General features: G+C 61.3%; 15 protein-coding genes and 1 riboswitch. Of the genes, 3 read left to right on the top strand and 12 right to left on the bottom strand.

From position 1 onward, the window contains the following. Nucleotides 1-254: 254 nt before the first annotated feature. From DW195_RS07140 to groES, 11 genes are all read right to left on the bottom strand, one after another. On the bottom strand, nucleotides 255-1,538 hold the full coding sequence (locus DW195_RS07140) for an aminotransferase class III-fold pyridoxal phosphate-dependent enzyme (RefSeq protein ID WP_118206303.1): 1,284 nt from the start codon (nucleotides 1,536-1,538) through the stop codon (nucleotides 255-257). 69 nt (nucleotides 1,539-1,607) lie between these two features. After that, the gene (gene argB / locus DW195_RS07135; protein WP_117798353.1) at nucleotides 1,608-2,588 is read right to left on the bottom strand and encodes an acetylglutamate kinase; all 981 of its coding nucleotides are present in this window, start codon (nucleotides 2,586-2,588) and stop codon (nucleotides 1,608-1,610) included. Between the two features lie 81 nt (nucleotides 2,589-2,669). Then, a complete protein-coding gene (argJ, locus tag DW195_RS07130; protein WP_118206302.1) occupies nucleotides 2,670-3,938 on the bottom strand; it encodes a bifunctional glutamate N-acetyltransferase/amino-acid acetyltransferase ArgJ in 1,269 nt (422 codons plus the stop codon). Between the two features lie 134 nt (nucleotides 3,939-4,072). Beyond that, nucleotides 4,073-5,143, bottom strand: coding sequence for an N-acetyl-gamma-glutamyl-phosphate reductase (gene argC / locus DW195_RS07125; RefSeq protein ID WP_118206301.1), 1,071 nt, complete (start codon nucleotides 5,141-5,143; stop codon nucleotides 4,073-4,075). 265 nt (nucleotides 5,144-5,408) lie between these two features. Beyond that, entirely contained in the window at nucleotides 5,409-5,819 is a 411-nt protein-coding gene (locus tag DW195_RS07120; RefSeq protein ID WP_118206300.1) for a pyridoxamine 5'-phosphate oxidase family protein, read from the bottom strand. 51 nt (nucleotides 5,820-5,870) lie between these two features. Continuing rightward, the gene (locus tag DW195_RS07115; RefSeq protein ID WP_118206299.1) at nucleotides 5,871-6,317 is read right to left on the bottom strand and encodes a pyridoxamine 5'-phosphate oxidase family protein; all 447 of its coding nucleotides are present in this window, start codon (nucleotides 6,315-6,317) and stop codon (nucleotides 5,871-5,873) included. Nucleotides 6,318-6,347: 30 nt separating this feature from the next. Further along, nucleotides 6,348-7,148: an energy-coupling factor transporter transmembrane protein EcfT gene (locus DW195_RS07110; protein ID WP_118206298.1), complete on the bottom strand. Its 801-nt coding sequence runs from the start codon at nucleotides 7,146-7,148 to the stop codon at nucleotides 6,348-6,350. Further along, nucleotides 7,148-9,052, bottom strand: a complete 1,905-nt coding sequence (locus DW195_RS07105) for an energy-coupling factor transporter ATPase (RefSeq protein ID WP_118206297.1) — start codon at nucleotides 9,050-9,052, stop codon at nucleotides 7,148-7,150. The genes DW195_RS07110 and DW195_RS07105 overlap by 1 nt, the downstream gene beginning before the upstream one ends. Further along, complete coding sequence (locus DW195_RS07100; RefSeq protein WP_118206296.1) at nucleotides 9,049-9,639, bottom strand: ECF transporter S component; 591 nt, start codon at nucleotides 9,637-9,639, stop codon at nucleotides 9,049-9,051. Before DW195_RS07100 ends, DW195_RS07105 begins: the two co-directional genes overlap by 4 nt. A gap of 5 nt (nucleotides 9,640-9,644) precedes the next feature. After that, nucleotides 9,645-9,837: riboswitch (FMN riboswitch) on the bottom strand. Between the two features lie 369 nt (nucleotides 9,838-10,206). Then, nucleotides 10,207-11,844 carry a chaperonin GroEL gene (gene groL, locus DW195_RS07095; RefSeq protein WP_006234938.1) on the bottom strand — a complete coding sequence of 546 codons (1,638 nt, stop codon included), beginning with the start codon at nucleotides 11,842-11,844 and terminating at the stop codon, nucleotides 10,207-10,209. A 96-nt stretch (nucleotides 11,845-11,940) separates the two neighbouring features. Then, nucleotides 11,941-12,234 (bottom strand): co-chaperone GroES, encoded by a 294-nt coding sequence (groES, locus tag DW195_RS07090; protein WP_040358989.1) that lies wholly within the window; start codon nucleotides 12,232-12,234, stop codon nucleotides 11,941-11,943. A 283-nt stretch (nucleotides 12,235-12,517) separates the two neighbouring features. Between groES and DW195_RS07085 the strand changes: the two genes are divergently transcribed. After that, a complete protein-coding gene (locus tag DW195_RS07085; RefSeq protein WP_118206295.1) occupies nucleotides 12,518-12,886 on the top strand; it encodes a hypothetical protein in 369 nt (122 codons plus the stop codon). A gap of 352 nt (nucleotides 12,887-13,238) precedes the next feature. Beyond that, complete coding sequence (locus DW195_RS07080; RefSeq protein ID WP_118206294.1) at nucleotides 13,239-15,302, top strand: LTA synthase family protein; 2,064 nt, start codon at nucleotides 13,239-13,241, stop codon at nucleotides 15,300-15,302. A gap of 604 nt (nucleotides 15,303-15,906) precedes the next feature. On the opposite strand, the gene DW195_RS07075 is transcribed toward DW195_RS07080, so the two are convergent. After that, nucleotides 15,907-17,544 carry an amidohydrolase gene (locus tag DW195_RS07075; RefSeq protein ID WP_233539792.1) on the bottom strand — a complete coding sequence of 546 codons (1,638 nt, stop codon included), beginning with the start codon at nucleotides 17,542-17,544 and terminating at the stop codon, nucleotides 15,907-15,909. Nucleotides 17,545-17,712: 168 nt separating this feature from the next. Between DW195_RS07075 and DW195_RS07070 the strand changes: the two genes are divergently transcribed. Beyond that, nucleotides 17,713-19,176, top strand: coding sequence for a M20 family metallopeptidase (locus tag DW195_RS07070; protein ID WP_118206293.1), 1,464 nt, complete (start codon nucleotides 17,713-17,715; stop codon nucleotides 19,174-19,176). Nucleotides 19,177-19,238: the final 62 nt, after the last annotated feature.

Raw genomic sequence — 19,238 nt, 5'->3', positions numbered from 1 at the left:
ACTTGCAGCGACGGACCTCGGGACGCTCTTACACCACGTCTGCGCGCGCCACCATTTCGACTTGCCATCTGGTCTTATTAGTCCAAAATTGCTGCGACCAAATCGGTAACAGTACTCATATTTAATGTTTTTTGACCAGCAGGTCTCCCCGCCTTAGCAAATCTAAGGCAAAACGGGCTCCAGACCGCTGAATCATGCCACATAGGGCACGTCCGCAGTCCGGAACCCGGTCCAAATTGAGTTATTGTGCCGCGTTAGCCCAAGACACCCGCCAGGATCTCGATCAGACTGTCCACGTCGGCTTCCTCGCAGACAAGCGGCGGCAGGAAACGCAGCGTGTGGGCACCAGTAGCGTTAATCACGGCGCCGGCGGCCAACGCGCGGGCAACAATATCATGCGCATCGCCCGCAGCGTCATCTAAATCGCAGCCGAGCATTAAGCCGCGACCGCGTACCTCGACCACGTGCGGCAGCTTGGTGAGCTTTGCCTCCATATAAGCACCCACCTTGGCAGCATGCTCGGCATAATCGCCGCGCACGAGCGCGGAGAGCGTCGCGGCGCACGCCGCGACAGCCAAGCAGCCACCGCCAAAGGTCGAGCCGTGGTCGCCCGGCTTAAACACGTCGGCGATCTCCTTCTTTGCCACCACGGCACCCATGGGCACGCCATCGGCAATGCCCTTGGCAAGGCTCATAATGTCGGGTTCCACGCCATAGGTCTGGAATGCAAACGGCTTGCCGGAGCGGAAGATGCCACACTGGACTTCGTCGGCGATAAGAACGGCGCCTGCCTCGTGTGCCAAGTCACGCGCCGCCGCCATAAACTCCTCGGTCATGGGGTGCACACCGCTCTCGCCCTGAATCGGCTCGAGCATGACAGCGCAGACCTCGCTTCCCAGCTGCTTAAAGATCGAACGCAGTTCGTCGACATCGTTGGGCGAGCAGGCCACAAAGCCACCCGGCAGCGGACGGAAGCTGTCCTGTAGCCAATCCTGCATGGTGGCGGCAATGGTCTCGAGCGTACGGCCGTGGAAGCCGCCGCGCATGCATACGATGGTGTTGCCGCCGTTACCAGCACGCTTGGCGTACAGACGTGCGAGCTTCATCGAGCCCTCGTTAGCTTCGGCACCAGAATTGGCAAAGAACGTCTCCCACACCTGCTCGTCCGCAGCCGGGGCACCGAGCGCAGCGGCCGTGGTCTCATCGCCGGCGGCAATGGCATCGGCCAGCACGCACGCACCATCTACGTCGTCGTTGGCAAGCTTGGACAGCAGCGCCGCGACCTGTCCGCGCTGCTCGATGTAGAAGTAATTGGAGACATGCATGAGCTTTTTGGTCTGCGCCTCGAGCGCCGAGAGCACTGCAGGGTTGCCGTGGCCAAGGCTGCACACACCGATACCGGCAAGAAAGTCAAGATACTCACGGCCGTCATCGCCGGTGAGCTTCATGCCGTGGCCTTCGACAAACTCTACCGGAAAGCGACCAAAGGTATGCATAACGTAATGGGATTCGAGCGATTGTTGAGTTGCAAGTGACATGGGATGCCTTTCGTTGGGCGCCGTACGGCGCAGGGCTATGGGTGCAGGGACGCGATGACCGCGGGTCAGCTAGACCGTCTGGAGCTTCTCGACCTCGTCGAGGTTCTCGGTCAGGCGCGCCGCAAACGTCGAAAGCGGGTGCGGATGCGTATCGAATTCGTAGGCCGTCTCGGTGGAGTGGATCACGGTACCGACGCCAGCATCGGTCAGCAGCTCCAGCAGCAGCGAATGCGGCGTCGTGCCGTTGATGATGTGGGCTCGGAACACACCGGCGGTAAGCGCATCGACGGCGGCGCGCAGCTTGGGAATCATGCCCTTGTCGACCTCGCCGCCGTAGAGCATCTCATTGACCTCGTCGAGTGTCAGGTTGGAGATGAGCGAATCCTTATCGCTAAAGTCCTTGTACAGGCCGTCGACGTCGGTCAAGAAGATCGCCTTGTGCGCATGAAGCGCCGCCGCAACGGCGCCGGCGGCGGTATCGGCGTTGATGTTGAAGAAGCCACCGTCCTCCCCCGCTGCGACCGTGGCGATAACGGGAATGTACTCGCTGTCGAGCAAACGCTCGATATAGTCGGTGTTGACGTGCGTGACCTTGCCTACGCGGCCGAGCTCTGGGTCGAGTGGCTCGGCGATAAGGGTACCGGCGTCGCTGCCGGACACGCCCACGGCCAGGTTGCCGTGGTGGTTGAGCGCCGCGACCAGCTCCTGATTGACCTTGCCGCCCAGTACCTCGCGCACGATATCCATGGTGGCAGGCGTGGTCACGCGCTGGCCGTTCTTAAACTCGACGGGGATGTCGTAGTGGCCGAGCGCCTCGTTGATGGCCTTGCCGCCACCGTGCACGATAACAGGGCGCATGCCGATAATCTTGAGCAGGACGATGTCGCTCATCACGTCACGGCGCAGCTGCTCGTCGACCATGGCGGCACCGCCGTACTTGATAACGACCGTCTTACCGGTCAGGTTCTTAATCCACGGCAGCGCCTCGAACAGCAGCTGCGCGGTAACTTCGTTGGATTCGCTCGAGCGACAATCGCGTGCGAACTTCATAGTCTGCCTCGTCTTTCGTGTAGCTATCGCGCCGCACCTCGTTGCCCGCGATTGCAGCGGGACGCGCGGCACATCGGGAGTCTAGGAACGGTAATCGCCGTTAATGGAGATGTACTCGTGCGTGAGGTCGCAAGTCCACACGGTGGTCGCCGCGTCCCCTGCGCCCAGGTCTGCCGAGATCACAATCTCGGGCGCCTCAAAGCGACGCAGCGCCTCGTCCTCGTCAAAGGGAACGGTCAGGCCATCACGGCAGACGGGCATACCCATCATGTCGATGGACACATCTTCTTGGTTAAACTGCACGCCGCACTTGCCGAGCGCCATGGCAACGCGGCCCCAGTTGCAGTCGTGGCCGGCGATGCAGGTCTTGACGAGCGGCGAGTTGGCGACAGCACGAGCGGCGATATCGGCCTCCTCGTCGTTCACGGCGCCGGTGACGTTAACCGTCACGAGTTTGGATGCACCCTCGCCGTCTGCGGCGATGTTGCGCGCCAGGCTCTCGCACACCTCATGCACGGCAAAGGCCAGCTCGTCGAAGGCGTCAGAGCCCTCGACAATAGGCTCGGCATCTGCGGCAGCGACGCCGGAGGCAAGCATGATGCAGGTGTCGTTAGTCGAGGTGTCGGAATCGACCGTTACCTTGTTGAAGGTCTGCTTGACGGTGGAGAGCAACAGGGCGTGGAGCGCCGCCGGCTCAACGGGGGCATCGGTAGTGATGACCGCGATCATGGTTGCCATGTTGGGCATGATCATGCCCGAGCCCTTGCACATACCGCCCACCGTATAGGCATTGCCTGCGTGCCCCGCGGCCTCGCTGCGGTAACACACGGCATACTCCTTGGAGTGCGTGTCGGTCGTCATGATAGCGCGGGCGGCATCGGCGCCACCGTGGGCGGAGAGCGCCTCGTAGGCGGCAGGAACGGCAGTCTCAAACGTGTCGATCGGCAGAATCTGACCAATTACGCCCGTGGAGGCGACCAGAATCTGCTGGGGCTCGCAGCCGATGACCTGCGAGGCGATGTTGCAGGTCTCGAGCGCGCAGGCAAGACCGGTCTCACCCGTGGCGGCGTTGGCGTTGCCGGAGTTGACCGAAACGCCGGCAATGACGCCGTAGCCCTTGTCGGCGCCGCCCAAGTTGGCACGGCTCACCTGCACGGGCGCCGCACAAAAGCGGTTAGTCGTAAACACGCCGGCACCGGGACAGGGTTTATCGGGGACGACGAGCGCGTAATCCAGGCGCTCGGGATTCTTGCGGAATCCGGCATGGATGCCCGCCGCCTTAAAGCCGGCTGCCGCCGTTACGCCGCCCTCTACGGCACGAATCTTGATGTCGAACTGCTCAGCATTCATCGTCTTTACGACTCCTTATGTCAAACAAAAAATGGACATCGGTTGGTGCGCCATGCCAGCCACAATCATGAGACCAGCTTAAGAGTGGCGCCCCACTCGATGCCCGACTACCAAATCGTTAACAATCGAATGTGCTACACCGGGCACGCCACTGTGGGCAAGCCTCGTCGCTCGTCAAAACCAAAGACGACGTTGGCGCACTGGACCGCCTGGCCTGCTGCACCCTTGCACAGATTGTCGATGGCGCCCGTAGCCACCAGAACGCCCGCGCGCTTGTTGAGCGCGAGGCCGATCTGGGCGGCGTTGGTACCGACGACCGAAGCCGTCTTGGGCTGCTGGCCGGCATCGAGTACGCGCACGAAGGTGCGACCGGCGTAGAACTGCTTGTAATGGTCGACAACGTCCTCAAGGGTCAAGGTATCGATAGCCTGCGGCGTAAGCGGCATCGTCACCGTAGAGAGCAGACCGCGCTTGAGCGGTGCCAGATGCGGGGTAAAGACGACACGATCGGTTAGGCCCAAGATCTGCTCGATTTCGGGCGTGTGACGATGCTTGCCCACGCCATAGGCCTCCAGGTTTTCGTCCGTGCTGCAAAAATGCGTACGGGCGTTGCAGGACTTACCGGCACCCGTTACACCGCTGATAGCGTCAACGATCACGGGGCCGCTCTGGGCAACCCAGCCAGCGCGCACGGCAGGCGCGGCGGCAAGGCTCGTTGCGGTGGGATAGCAACCGGCGCAGGCGACCAGTACGGGTTTGCCATCGGCATGGTCAGATGCGGCGGTCTCCAAATCCTGGCAGAACAGCTCGGGCAGACCAAAGGCGCGGCTCTTGAGTAGCTCGGGGCTCGTGTGCTCGGCGGCATACCAGGCCTCAAAGGTGGCCGGATCGCTCAGGCGATAGTCGGCCGAAAGGTCAATGCAGGAAACTCCCGCGGCAAGCAGGGCGGGCACCTGTGCCATGGCAGCTGTGTGCGGCACGGCCAAAAAGACCGCGTCGCAGTTCTTGAGCTCGGGGGCATCATGCGTCGTGAAGACAAGATCGCTTACGCCGGTGAAGCTCGGGTACACCGCAGACAACGGCTGGCCGGCATCGGCGTTGGACGTAATGGCAGCAAGTTCAAACTCGGGATGACCGAGGACGAGGCGAATGAGCTCGGCACCGGCATATCCAGCCGCACCGACGATTCCAACCTTTAATGACATATCAGACTCCTTGTCTGCAGTTATGCACCAATACGCATCATGCAGCCGTCGTTATGAAGTGAGTTGAAACTTTAGCACCAAAAGATGCATATATACGCAAATCTTTTGCATATTCATGCATTGAAACAGTCCCGACACATTCACTCAAAGGGATTGACAAATAAATACGGGCCCCATATTGCCCAGTGCGCCTTGCGGTGACGTTGCAATGTGGGGCCCGCTACATGCGAGAATTTGAATTGTCTAAGCTTGCTGAGAGACTCGTTTAGAGCTCGACCGGCACCCATTCGTCATGGTTGCAGATAAAGGCCTCGGGTTCCTCCACGCTAAAGAAGATGAGCGTTGGATCGTCTGCGCCCTCGTAGTGCTCGCCTAGGCGCTCCAGGTGCTTCCAGCCTGCCTCGCGCATATCGGGAGCGGCCTGGTCATCCAGACCCGCATGCCCGCGCAAGATGAGCCAGCCATGGCCCGGCCACCAACTCGTGGCCTCGAAGCGTTGATTTTGCAGCAGCTCTTGCCACACGTCTTTGGTGCGCGCCGTTACAAACCACAGCTTGCCGTCCTGGATCTGCGCAAACGAAAACGGACGCACATGCGGCTGCCCGTCAACGCTCGTCGCCAAATACCATGCCGGCACCGACGTCAGATACTCCAACACTGTATTCAATCCGTCCATGTGTCCTCCTGACGCTCGCCATTTTGAGATGGGTAGTTAATTTGAGACGCGCTAGAGCTCCAGGCGCTCCTCGCTGCCGTCGATATCGCAGAAGCGGGCGGCGATGTTGCGCACCGAGAAAAACGCAAGGCGACCGTCATTGGCGCTCTCGTGGTCTTCGCCGATGCCCACCATGTGCTTAAAGCCGGCTTGGCGCACCCGGTCGCTCACGACCGCGTCGTCCTCGAGCGCGGCCTCGCCGGTCAGCACAATCCAACACTCCCCCGGTTTCCAACCCGAAACCTCAAGCTTGGGGTTCGTGCTGAGCTCGGCCCACACGTCCTTATCGCGCGAGGTGCAAAACCACAGCTTGCCATCATCGACCATGGCAAACGAGAACGGCCTCACGCGCGGCTGATGTCCGTCCGTCACGTCAATCGTGGCGAGATACCACGCCGGAATACGCCTAAGATACGAACAGGCGCGCTCGAGCTGCGCCGTGCGGTCGTTGTCGGTCATAGGAACCCCTTTCCTGCGCTCGAATCGCGCCTAAACAAGTTGAAGATTGATGACGATGACGCAGATGAGCAGCAGCATCGTCACCACCGCTGCCAGCGCATCGCCGCGGCCAAACACAAGCGTATGCAGGCGCGTTCGGCCCTGTTCGCCATGATAACAACGGGCATCCATGGCGGCAGACAGCGTTTCGGCATGACGGAACACCCCCGTGAACAGCGGAATCGCCACACTGCCGAGCATACGCACGCCGCCGAGCGGGCCTCCCGTCACGCGCGCACCGCGGCTCGCCTGCGCATCGGCCGTCTGCTTTATCTCGGTGGCAAACTGCGGCATAAAGCGCAGCGCGATACCCATAATCATACCGAGCTCGTGCGCAGGAAGTCCCACACGCGCAAACGGCGCGAGCAGGCGCTCAAAGCCCGCGGTGAGGTCGAGCGTCGGTGTGGTGAGCGTAATGGCGCTCATGCCGGCCATCATCAAGGTCAGGCGGCACGCCATAAAGGCGGCGGAATGTAACGAGCCCTCGCTTATCTGCAAAAAGCCGAGCTGCCACAGAATGCGCCCGCTCTGGTCGGAAAACAGGTTGAGCACCGCGACCACCGCGACGATCGCCAGCAGCGGCGCCATCGATGACAGGACGCGACGAGCCGGCACCCGGGACACGGTATAGATCAGGACGACGAAGATTGCGACCGGGACCAGTCCGCGGAAGCTGTTGACCGTGAGCGTCGTGATCAGAAACACAAAGCCCAAGAGCAACTTGGTTCGCGGGTCCATGCGGTGGATTGCACTATCGCCGGGATAGTAGCTGCCAAACGAAAACGCCTCCATTAGCAGCCCTCCTCTCGCGCGACCGTCTTGGATTTAGCAATGTCCGCGACGTTAGAAGGACCGTCCGAGCGACCGATTAGCAGGTCCACCAACTCGTCTGCCAGCGACTCAACCGTATAGAGCCCGCCGCAACGCAGCGGCACGCCCGCTTCCGCAAGCGCCAGCGCCATGCGCTGGGCAGCGGGAACACCCAAGCCGATTGATTTAAGCTCATCCGCACGCGCAAAAACCTGAGCGGGCGTGCCCTCGGCAAACACCGAGCCCTCGTTCATCACGACAATACGGTCGCAGCAATTGGCAAGGTCATCCATGCTGTGTGAGACCATGACGACGGTCAGGCCCCCATGGTGAAGTCGATCGATGAGCTCCAGGAAATCGCTGCGCGCCGCCGGATCGAGCCCCGCCATGGGCTCATCGAGTACCAGGACCTCGGGCTCCATGGCAAGCACGCCGGCAAACGCCACGCGCCGCTGTTGGCCACCCGAAAGCTCAAAGGGGCTCTTGTCGCCCACCGTGGCCAGGTCGAGGCCCACGCGCGCGAGCGATGACTCAACGCGGCGGGCAACCTCGACCTGCGACAAACCAAGGTTATGCGGACCAAACGCCACGTCCTGTGCCACGGTCTCGGCAAACAGCTGACGCTCTGGATACTGAAACACCACGCCGACCTTTGCCTTAACCGCGGCGGCATCTTTCTTGTTTGCCAGGTCGAGCCCCAACGCGTAAACGGAACCCTCCTGGGGACGAATCAGGCCGTTGAGATGCTGAACCAGCGTCGACTTACCCGAACCGGTATGGCCCGCAAGGCCCAGGAACTCGCCACGGCGCACCGTTAGCGATACATCACGCAGTGCCCACGGACTGCTGGGGTCGTTGCCCCAAAGGGCTTGCTTGTTCGATTTGCCCGCAACAGCTGAGCGCTTGTGCCAGCGACGACGCTCGCGGGCGCTCAGCAAATAGCTATACGAAAGGTGCGAAATCTCGATGACGGGCTCCAGCGCGTCTGCGCTATCGATTGCAGAGGAGACGTTGTCGGGAATACGAGGATCGGATGCGAAAGGCCGCCCGGCGATGTCTGTCCTACTCCGCTCGGCATAAGCCTGCGCTATATCGGCGACCATATCCGCCTCGCGCACCTGTGCGCAAATGGGCACGCCCTTCGCGCGAAGCGCCCTGCCAAGACAGCACGATGCCGGCATATCCAGGTTCAGCCGCGCGAGTTCGTCCGCCTGCGTCAAGATCTCCTCGGGCGCACCGAGCATGGCGACGCGGCCCGCTTGGAAGACGGCAACGCGATCGGCCTCAGCGGCCTCTTCCATAAAGTGCGTAATCATCACGATGGTCATACCGCGTTCGTGCAGCGCGTGGCAGGCCTTCATAAGGCCCTTGCGCCCGCGCGGATCGAGCATCGAGGACGCCTCGTCCAATATGAGCACGCGCGGCTCCATGGCGAGAACGCCGGCAAGCGCCACACGCTGCTTTTGTCCGCCCGAAAGCGCATGGGTCTCGTGGCGCTCAAAGCCCACCAGGCCCACGCCTTTCAGCGCCTCGCGTACGCGCTGCGCAATTTGCGCCGATGGCACGCCTAGGTTTTCGGGACCAAACGCAATGTCATCTTCGACAAGCGTTGCCACCAGCTGGTCGTCGGGATTCTGGAACACCATGCCAGCAGTCGAGCGGATGTCGTAGACCAGCTCGGGATCGGACGCGTCCATGCCGTTGACGCACACCGTTCCCACATCGGGCTGCAGCAGCGCGTTCAAATGCTTGGCAAACGTCGACTTGCCCGACCCATTGCCACCGAGGATGCAGAAAAACTCACCGTCCTCGATGTTCAGATCGACACCGTCGAGTGCCGACACGGCACCGTCATAGCTAAAGGAAACGCCCCGACACTCAATCATGCGTGGCCTTTGACCTGGTCCTTTTTAGGCGTGATGAGATTGGAGACTGCCTTATACACCGCCAGCGTCAACACCGAATTAAGCACGGTCTTGATAAGGTTGAACGGCAGCACGGCAGGAATCATGAGCGGGGCGATCACATCGACCGAGCCATACCAGAACCATACGCCAATGGTAAGGTTTGCGACCATAGACAGCGCCGTAGCGGCAATGACGCCGAACACCAGGCCAATCACGGCACCCTTATAGGTGTGCATCTTCTGGTAGACGATAGCCGCGGGCAGAATGTAGCCCAGCGTGGCAACCAGGTTCATAAGCGCGCCGACCCAGTCACCCGTGGTGAGCGCATGGATAACGATAGCCATAGCGGCAACAGCTGTGCCGGCACCGGGGCCATACGCAAACCCGCACACCATCGCCGGCACCAGCGACGGGTCATACGTCAAAAACGGTGCCGAAGGAAGGATGGGCAGCTGCACGTACATAAACAGGGCGCCCAGGGCGCACATCAGCGCCATGGTAACGAGCTGTTTGGTGCTCCACCTATTCGTATTCTCAAAATGGATATGCTGCGACTGTTCAGACATAAGATCACCTGCCTCTTTCATCCGGACTCTAACCGTTGGTACTGGGATCTCACCAGTTCAGCCGGCATGCGAACCAACACACGCACGGGTCGCGGACTCATCGACTCAGTCGCAGGCACCTCGCCTGCTCCACGGCGCCCCTTTGGCACCGCCCGATTTACCGCCAGTGGGGAATTTCACCCCGCCCTGAAACAGCAATTGCAAGTGTAGCACGAGCAATCGTTCGCGCAAGTATGCCGAGGGTAATTTGTGGCGGGGACTAGTTGCCGCAACAACCACGTTCCCCACCCATCCCAAAGTAACGCGCCTTTCGCGGCAAAGCCGCGAAACAGCGACCGGGACACGTATCCCCATCAGCCACGATCTCCGCCCACGCCGACCTCAAGGCCGTAAACGCAGGGGATCCGGGGGCGTGACGGGGTTTCTCTCCGGAACATTCCGCAGGACGCAAAGAGGCTCCGCAGCGCGAAGCGCGATGCGGAGCCTCTTTGCATGTCCGAGGACGTTCCGGAGAGAAACCCCGTCACGCCCCCGGATTCCCGGTGGGAGTTCTAGACCTTGTCGGCCTTAGTACATACCGCCGCCCTGCTGACCAGCGGTGGCAGCAGCAATAGCGTCCTCAAGCTGAGTGTTCTTGGGCACATCGGAGACGGTGGCCTCGGTGATAAGGATCAGGCTGGCGACAGAAGCAGCGTTCTGCAGGGTGACGCGGCTGACCTTGACGGGGTCGAGAACGCCCATCTCAATCATGTCGCCCCACTCGCCGTTGGCAGAGTTGAGACCCTGGCCGGCGGGCAGCTCGGCAACCTTGTCGACCACGACAGCGCCCTCAAAGCCAGCGTTCTTGGCGATGGTGGCAACCGGGGCGGTCAGAGCCTTCTTGACGATGTCGACGCCGATCTTCTCCTCGGGGTCGTCGATCTCGACAGCATCGAGCGCAGGAGCAGCGTCCATGAAGGCGACGCCACCGCCGGCGACGATGCCCTCCTCGACAGCAGCGCGGGTAGCCTGCAGGGCATCCTCAACGCGGTGCTTGATCTCCTTGAGCTCGGACTCGGTAGCAGCGCCGACCTTGATGACGGCAACGCCACCGGAGAGCTTGGCCAGGCGCTCCTGGAGCTTCTCACGGTCGAAGTCAGAGGTGGTGTTCTCCATCTCGCCCTTAATCTGAGCGATACGGGCGTCAATGGCCTCCTTGGAGCCAGCGCCGCCGACGACAACGGTGTTGTCCTTGGAAATGGTGACGGACTTAGCGGTGCCGAGCATATCGGCGGTGATGTCAGCGACCTTCACGCCCAGCTCGTCCAGAGCAGCCTGACCACCGGTGAGGACGGCGATGTCCTCGAGGATGCGCTTGCGGCGATCGCCGTAGCCCGGGGCCTTGACGGCGCAGACGTTGAGAGCGCCACGGATCTTGTTGAGGACCAGGGTCGGCAGAGCCTCGCCGTCGATGTCCTCAGCGATGATGAGCAGGCCACGGCCGGCGCGCTGGACAGCCTCGAGAACAGGCATGATGTCCTGGACGCTGGAGATCTTCTGGTCGGTGATGAGGATGTACGGATCCTTCATCACGGCCTCCATGCGGTCGTTGTCCGTGACGAAGTAAGCGGAGACGTAGCCCTTGTCGAACTGCATGCCCTCGACGGTGTCGATGGTGATGTCGAACGTCTGGGAATCCTCGACGGTGATGACGCCGTCCTTGCCCACGACCTCCATGGCCTCGGCGATCTTCTCGCCAACCTCGGGGTCACCAGCGGAGATGGTGCCGACAGAAGCGATCTGCTCCTTGGTCTCGACCGGCTTGGCCTGCTTCTTCATCTCGGCGACGGCGGCGTTTACAGCCTTGTCGATGCCGCGACGGATGGCCAGCGGGTTGGCGCCGGCGGCGACGTTGCGCAGACCGTCGTTGACGATAGCCTGAGCGAGCAGGGTTGCGGTGGTGGTGCCGTCACCCACGGTGTCGTTGGTCTTGGTGGCGACCTCCTTCACCAGCTGGGCGCCCATGTTCTCGATGTTGTCCTCGAGCTCAATCTCCTTAGCGACGGAAACGCCGTCGTTGGTGATGGTCGGGGCACCGAACGTGCGCTGCAGAGCGACGTAACGGCCCTTGGGGCCCATGGTGACGGTAACGGCGTCGGCCAGAGTGTTGACGCCCTTGGCGAGCTTGGCGCGGGCATCGGTGTTGAACGTAATGTTCTTTGCCATGGTAGGTAATCCTCCAAAAGAAATGTGACTCGCGTCGCCGCTTCCGAGTCCTATGCGGCGGGCGCGTTCAAAGACGAATCAGAGATTCTGACGAGACTAGGCCTCGACGACGGCGTAGATGTCGTCGGCGCGCATCAGCAGATACTTCTCGCCGTCGACCTTGACCTCGTTGCCGCCGAACTTACCGTAGATGACAACGTCGCCGACCTGAACGTCCATAGGGATGCGCTCACCCTTGTCGTTGACCTTACCGGCGCCAACGGCAACGATGGTGCCGCGCTGCGGCTTCTCCTGAGCGTTGCTGGCGATATACAGACCAGAAGCGGTCTTCTGCTCGGCCTCGTCGGGCTTGACCAGGACGCGATCTGCAAGCGGCTTCAAAGACGACATGCTTGTTTCCTCCTTTGTGGGCCGCGCGGTCATGCCGCGCGGGTTAACCCTTTTTGTTTGCGTACGCGTTGAATGGTACCCACGAATGGCGGGTTATACAACACGGAGTCAAAAAATCTTATTTTTTGGCACTTAGATTTTCTGAATGCCGGGGGATAACTTATGCTCGGCCCCAAGGCGGACCGGAAAGCATGAAGTTTTAGCGCGGCAACTTTGTGAATCAGCTTCTCAAGACTACAATCCTCCAGATGAAATATGCCCAGATGAGAGGAAGGGAGGGCAGATGACTGATGAACTGAGCACCTCGGCGTGGCGAGATATAGCACCGAATCGCGATGCACACGACTCCATGCCGCCCGTTCGCACTCGCCTGCTCGCCCTGGCTCTCGTCTTCGCCCTTCTCGCGGTAACCATCCTCTCCCCCATCGCAGCCGCCCATGAGTTGCATCATGACTGCACCGGCGCGGGCTGCACCATCTGCGCCGAGCTCGCCGGCAATCTGTCGATCGCCCGTGGCGGTGACACCGTCCCCGTGGGCGCGACATCGTTCATCATCCTCTTGCTGATCTCCGCCCTAGCCGTCATCGGCACCGAGCGATCTTCATATGCCCCGGTCACCCTATTATCCCTCAGGGTCCGTCTGGACGATTAGCGGCTCCCAATTGAATCAAATAGCTACCGCGTGCCACAGCGGCATCGCCTTCGGCCGTCGGCACCCCGACGCAGCCGTTTTCAATTCAGGAGCAATCTATGGACAACCGAATCTACCGTCGCCATCCCAAGCGGCGTCCTATTCGTCACCGTGGCCCCATGGCGGCGGCATATATGCCCCTTTTAAGTGCGGTCTTTGCTCTCGCCGCTTCTGACGACAATGCGTCCAGCTCGACCCCGTCGAGGGGCTCACTGACAAACAGCTTAAAGCCGGCGAGGATTACCCACCCATCATGAACGACAACCTGGAGAAGCTCGTGAAGACGCTGAACTAGGAGTAAGGAACAGAGACGATGAAGATGAGCATGAAGGATCTGAAAAGCTGGATGACCGACCATCCCTACCCCCGTACGCTGGCAACGATCGGCGGCGCATCGATATGCTCGATGCTCGCCCTCGAGCTGCCCTCCAACCATGAACTATGGAAGATGCAGGCCGGACCGGCACTTTTAGAGCTTTTGCTCATCTTCTGCTTCTTGTGCCTGTTGTTCTATCTGCCGCACCGCCGTAAGACCCCCGCAATCGTTGGCATCGTTGCGCTCGCCAGCATCGGTATCGCCGAGTACTTCGTAATCACGTTCAAATCGATGCCCATCCAACCCGGAGACCTGTTCGCCCTCTCGACCGCTGCGACGGTCGCCGGCAGCTACACCTATGAGCTCAGCACTTTCTGCTTCATGGGGCTTGCCGCCGCGGCCTTGGGAATCGCGCTTATCGTCCTCATTCCGCGTGATGCATGTGGGCGACCGCCGCGCCGCGCATCGGAAACGTCCCCCGAGTCCATCGACCATGCGATGTCTGCGTCCTTGAAATCGAAGGACTCAAAGGCGTCTCCGGCAACCGAGGGGACATCGACAGCGCCGAGGGAGCATCCAGTCGCAACCAAATCCAAACTCCCCCTCTCCGTCGACCGTCGTACCGCACTTGTTGCCGGAGCCGCACTGGGGGCGCAGGCCTTCATCAGCTATTACGACACCTTGGGCATCAAGCTTCATACCTGGAAGCCCCTCGAAAGCTATTACAGTCAGGGGTTTCTCCCCACCTTTATTTCGAGCGCGCAAAAAATGGTGCCGCCTAAACCCAAGCACTACAAGAGCGGTGAGGCCTCGGCGATCATCAAGCGCCTTGCCGCGCGCTGGAACGCGGGCACGAACGGCATCGCCGACCCCTCCCGTGCCGCTGCCGTCGAACAGTTTGACCAGCTCAAGCCCTCAGTCATCTGTATCATGAACGAGTCCTTCGCCGACCTTTCAATCTTTAACGAACTGGGCTGTGGCTATAAGGGGCCCGAGCGCTTCAAAGCCATCGATAACGCGCTTCTGCAGGGAGTGAGCTACATGAGCGCCTTCGGTGCCGGCACCTGTAACAGCGAGTTCGAGTTCTTAACCGGACACTCCATGGCATTCCTGGGCGCTGGCGTCTACCCGTTCATGAGCTACAACCTGGCCCCGAGCGAGAACCTCGCCCGTCAGTTCAAGAGACTCGGCTATCGCACCGTGGCCATGCACCCCAACCACGCCACCAACTGGAATCGCGAGAACGTCTTCGCGGACATGGGATTCGACGAGTTCCTCTCGATCGAGGACTTCGCCGGCGCACCCGAGCTCTGCCGCAAGGTCACCGACGCCGCCACCTACGACAAGTGCCTCGAGGTACTAAAGCAGAGCGACCAGCCGATCTTCATCCACGACGTGACGATGCAAAACCACTCCGCCTATGACACGGGCTTGGTGCCCACCGACCAGCAACTGCACCTTGCCGTCGAAGGTGTGTCCGACAAAGTTATCACCTGGACCAATGAATACTGCTCGCTCATGGAAGCGTCCGATGCCGCCTTCGCCGCCTTCCTGGAAAAGCTGCGTGATCTCGACCGCCCCGTCGTCGTGGTGATGTACGGCGACCACCAGCCGTTCTTCACCGACCGCTACAACGACCTCTACTTTACCGATGAGGACGATGCCACCCATACCGAGCGCATCTGGCAGACACGCTATGTGGTCTGGGCGAACTACGATGTCGCCGGCAACGCACAAACGAGTGGGGAACTCAACACAAGCATCAATAACGTCGGTGCACTCGCACTCAATGCCATCGGTGCCCCGCTCACCGCCTACCAACGCGCACGCTTGCAAAACCGAGCGCACATGCCGGCGATAAACGTGGTGGGGGCGCAGGATGCGCACGGCGTTTGGTATACAGCCGAGGCCAAAAACGTTCCCGCCAAGACCGCTAATGCGCGCGATCGCCTGGACCGCATGCAATATCGTAAGCTCTTCGACCACGAAGGCTCGGTCTTTGCCACCCATAAGCAGGCGGCCGCCAACGAAACCGACCCCAACGCAGCTCCGGGAGCCTAGGGTTGACCAATCTCGGGCCCGGTATTCAGAAAAGTCAGTGCAGCAAAATGGCGATGCGGGCAGCGACTTGGGCATGGTTTTCGCCGCTCGCACGGGTCCCCTGGGGAGCAGCGTGCATTTTTGGGAGTTTTCAGCAGGCCAGGACGGCTGCATACGCGCCGGACACACCATATTGGTCCCAAGAACGCCTTTGACCGGCGATTTGGGTCGACGGGCAAATCCCGTCAGGACAAAAAAGCGTGCCTCGCGCCACACCGGACCCCAAAATGACGTCGATCTCCGCAATGCCACCCGACTGCAGCGGCACCGGCAGAGCTCACGGTGCTGAATACTCCATTTTTTGCACGGCCCAGGCGGGGGTACATCAGGACCGGAAAGAACATCTCAACTTTTTTTGCAATCTGCAACTGGAAGTATGCAAAACGCTAAGAGAAAGCATCGCTGATGTCCCAATTGAGCGCGCGGAGCAGCAGCGCTTCCACCCTGCGCCCAAATCCAGCAGAGAGGGGACGCTCCTAACGAACCCCCATCGGCAAACAAACGCGGCTCGAGCGCCATCCCAAAACAGGCTGCCCGAGCCGCGTTTAACGGTACGGCATGAATATTAGCGCTCGTAGATTAAGTTGCCCGCCAGGTAGGTGGCCTGAACCTTGGTGGCCTGGAGCTCTTGGGGGTCAACGGTGAGCAGGTTTCGGTCCAGGACTACCAGGTCGGCGTATTTGCCGGGTTCCAGGCTGCCGAGGTTTTGCTCGTCGCCCGCTGCGTACGCGCTGCCAAGCGTGTAGCTGCGCAGGGCCGTTGCCGCGTCGATACGCTCGCTCGGCAGCCAGCCGCCCTCGGGCCAGTGGCTGCGGGGATCTTGGCGCGTGATAGCCGTGTAGAGCACGTTCATGCTGGTAACGGCCGTGATGGGGCTGTCGGTACCGAAAGCTTGACGGATACCGCGCTGCTGATAAGTTGCGAACGGCCACATGATGCGGCTGCGTTCCAGGCCCAGGTCGCGCTCCGGGCCACCCGGGTCGAGCGTGATGTGGCAAGGCTGGCTCGAGGCAATGACGTTGAGCTTGCGCAGACGATCGATGTCCTGAGGCAGCAGATTCTCCAGGTGCTCAAGCGTATTGTGGCCGTGCTGGGGCAAGCCGTAGAGCTCTGCCGCCTCCTCAAAGATATCGAGCGCAGCATGGATGGCACCGTCGCCGATAACGTGGATGCGCACGGTATGGTCACGCTCGGCTGCCGCCAAAACCAACTTGCGCATACGCTCGACAGGGACCGTCAGGCGGCCCTGGTCGCCCGGGAAGCGCGGGTTGGTATAGGGCTCAGTGAGGTATGCGGTATGCTCGCTCGACACGCCGTCGAAGAACTGTTTAAAGCCTGGCGCCGAGAGCAGCGCGTTGTTCGCGTAGCGGGTCTGGAGTTCTTCCAAGCGCGACTGGTCATCCAGCAGCGTGGGAAACAGATGGGCGCGGATGCCCAGCTTGCCGGAGGCCTGCAGCTTGTCGTAAACATCGTCGCGAATAAAGTCGCAGCCCGGCATGGGCATGAGCGACATATCGCAGATTGAGGTGATGCCTTGCTCGGCCATACGCTTCATCTGGTCGGCGTAAGCGCTCGCGATGCGGTCCTCGCCCAGCCACTCCAGGCAGCGCGGCAGCAGCTGCATAGCAGCCGCCTCGTGGGCGATACCCGTAAGCTCGCCATTTGCATCTTTGTCGTAACTGCCACCCGCCGGAGGCTCGCTGTCGCGCGTAACGCCGAGCGCCTCGAGTGCGCGGCTGTTAAGCCACAGCGTGTGCCCGTCGCCCGAGTACATAACGCAGGGACGATCGGGAAATGCCGCATCGAGGGAGGCCTTGGTAGGGTGCTCGGGCGGATCCCAGCGGTAATCGCGCCAACCCTGGGTCACGACCCAGGCGTCATCTGGCAAGCCTTGGGAAAACTCGAGCGCATGCTGCACCAATGCTGCCTCGGACGTGCCCATATCCATGAGCATGTACGGCGAGGAGCCAACCGAAGTATGGAAGAAATGCAAGTGCGCATCGTGGAAACCGGGGCAGACAAACTGCTCGCCGTAATCGACCACCGGCGTGGCGGCAGGTGCGGCGTCAATCACGTCATCGGGCGCGCCGACTGCGACGATGCGATCACCCGCGATGGCGATCGCCAGCTCGCGGGCGGTATCGATACCGTCTTGGGCGGTAAAAACGTTCTTGGAGCGGATAATCCGATCGATATGCTGCATGAGCATCCCCATCTCTGGCAGGTAATTCAACATCCCCGAGTGTACTCCCCCGCCCTTGCAACAAAACCCCAAGCGGCAAACGGCAACTTTACCAGCCCTAGCGGCAGGTGGCATACTGGAGAGAGCCTGTACGATTTTGCGATCGAGCCAGCAAGGAGCAAATCGACCATGACGAAGACCAAGGCACAGCAGATTATGGCGGCAACCGAGGTTCGCGCGGCAGACGACGTCACCGCGGCCATCCATGATATCGCCGCCGAGTTTGAACCCTACATCATCAAGCAGCGCCGGCACTTCCATAAGCACCCGGAGCTGAGCCTTGCCGAGGAGCGCACGACTTCCGACATCGCCAACCAGCTCGACGCCATGAATATCCCCTACGAGCGTCCACTCAAGACGGGCCTGGTGGCGACACTCCGCGGCACCGCGCCCGATGCCTACCGCGAGGACGGCACGCCGCGCCGCCGTATCCTGCTGCGCGCCGACATCGACGCCCTGCCCGTCACCGAGCAGACCGGCGAGGAGTTCGCCAGCGTCAACGAGGGCTGCATGCACGCCTGCGGCCACGACTGCCATATCGCCATGATGCTCGGCACGTTGCAGATTCTGCGCCACATGACCGATGACATCCACGGCGAGATTCGCATCGTTTTCCAGCCCAGCGAGGAAAACGGCCAGGGCGCCAAGCTCATGATCGGCACGGGCGTACTCGATGGCGTCGACGGTGCCTATGCCGCGCACATCTGGAGCGAGGTCGATGCCGGCACCGTGAGCTGCGAGCCCGGTCCGCGCATGGCAAACACCGACTGGTTCCGCATTGATGTCCGCGGCACCTCGTGCCATGGCGCCATGCCCCAGCGCGGCCACGACGCCGTTATGGTTGCCGCCGAAATCGTCAACGCCCTGCAGACCATCGTCTCGCGCGAGATTAGCCCCTACGAACCCGCCGTCATCACCGTCGGCGAACTGCACGGCGGCACCGCGCGCAACGTTATCGCCGGCACGGCATACCTCGCCGGCACGGTGCGCACCTATGGCGACAAGACGCATGAGGAAATGCCCGAGCTTATGCGCCGCATCGTGGAGCACACCGCAGCAGCACTAGGCGCCGAGGCCGAACTCACCGACTACACCATCGCCAACTACAAGGTCGAAAACGATGCCGCCTCGAGCGAGCGTTGCCGCCAAGCTGTGCTCAAGTGCCTGGGCCCCGCAGGCGAGGGCCATTACCGCGGCACGCTTTCGGGCGAGGACTTCTCGGAGTACCTGCGCCGCGTGCCGGGCGTGCTCGCCTTTGTTGGCACGCGCAACCCCCAGATTGGCGCCACCTATGCCCAGCACTCCTGCTTCTACAAGATCGACGAGAGCGCGCTCGCCAAGGGCTCCATGGTAGCCGCTCAGTATGCCATCGACTTTTTGGCCGAGCCCACACAAGAGGAGCTCGACGGCCCCACAATCGCCGCGGTTGCCGAGACCAATCCCGACCTGGCAGCCAAGCTGCGCTCTGCCAAGGCAACGGCCGCCGAGGCCCGCGACGCCGTGCACGACGCCCGCACCGCCCGCCATGCCGCCATCAAGGGCATTCACGATGCCCGTGCCGCTGCTCGCCACGAGGAGAAGCATGGCGAGTAGCCGTCACGTCCACCCGTAACAACCTGGCTAGAGCAAAGCGGGGGCGAACGTTATCTCAACGT

This window comes from Collinsella sp. AM17-1, from assembly GCF_003470665.1.
GTDB lineage: Bacteria > Actinomycetota > Coriobacteriia > Coriobacteriales > Coriobacteriaceae > Collinsella.
This window is presented reverse-complemented; position numbering and strand designations above follow the sequence as displayed.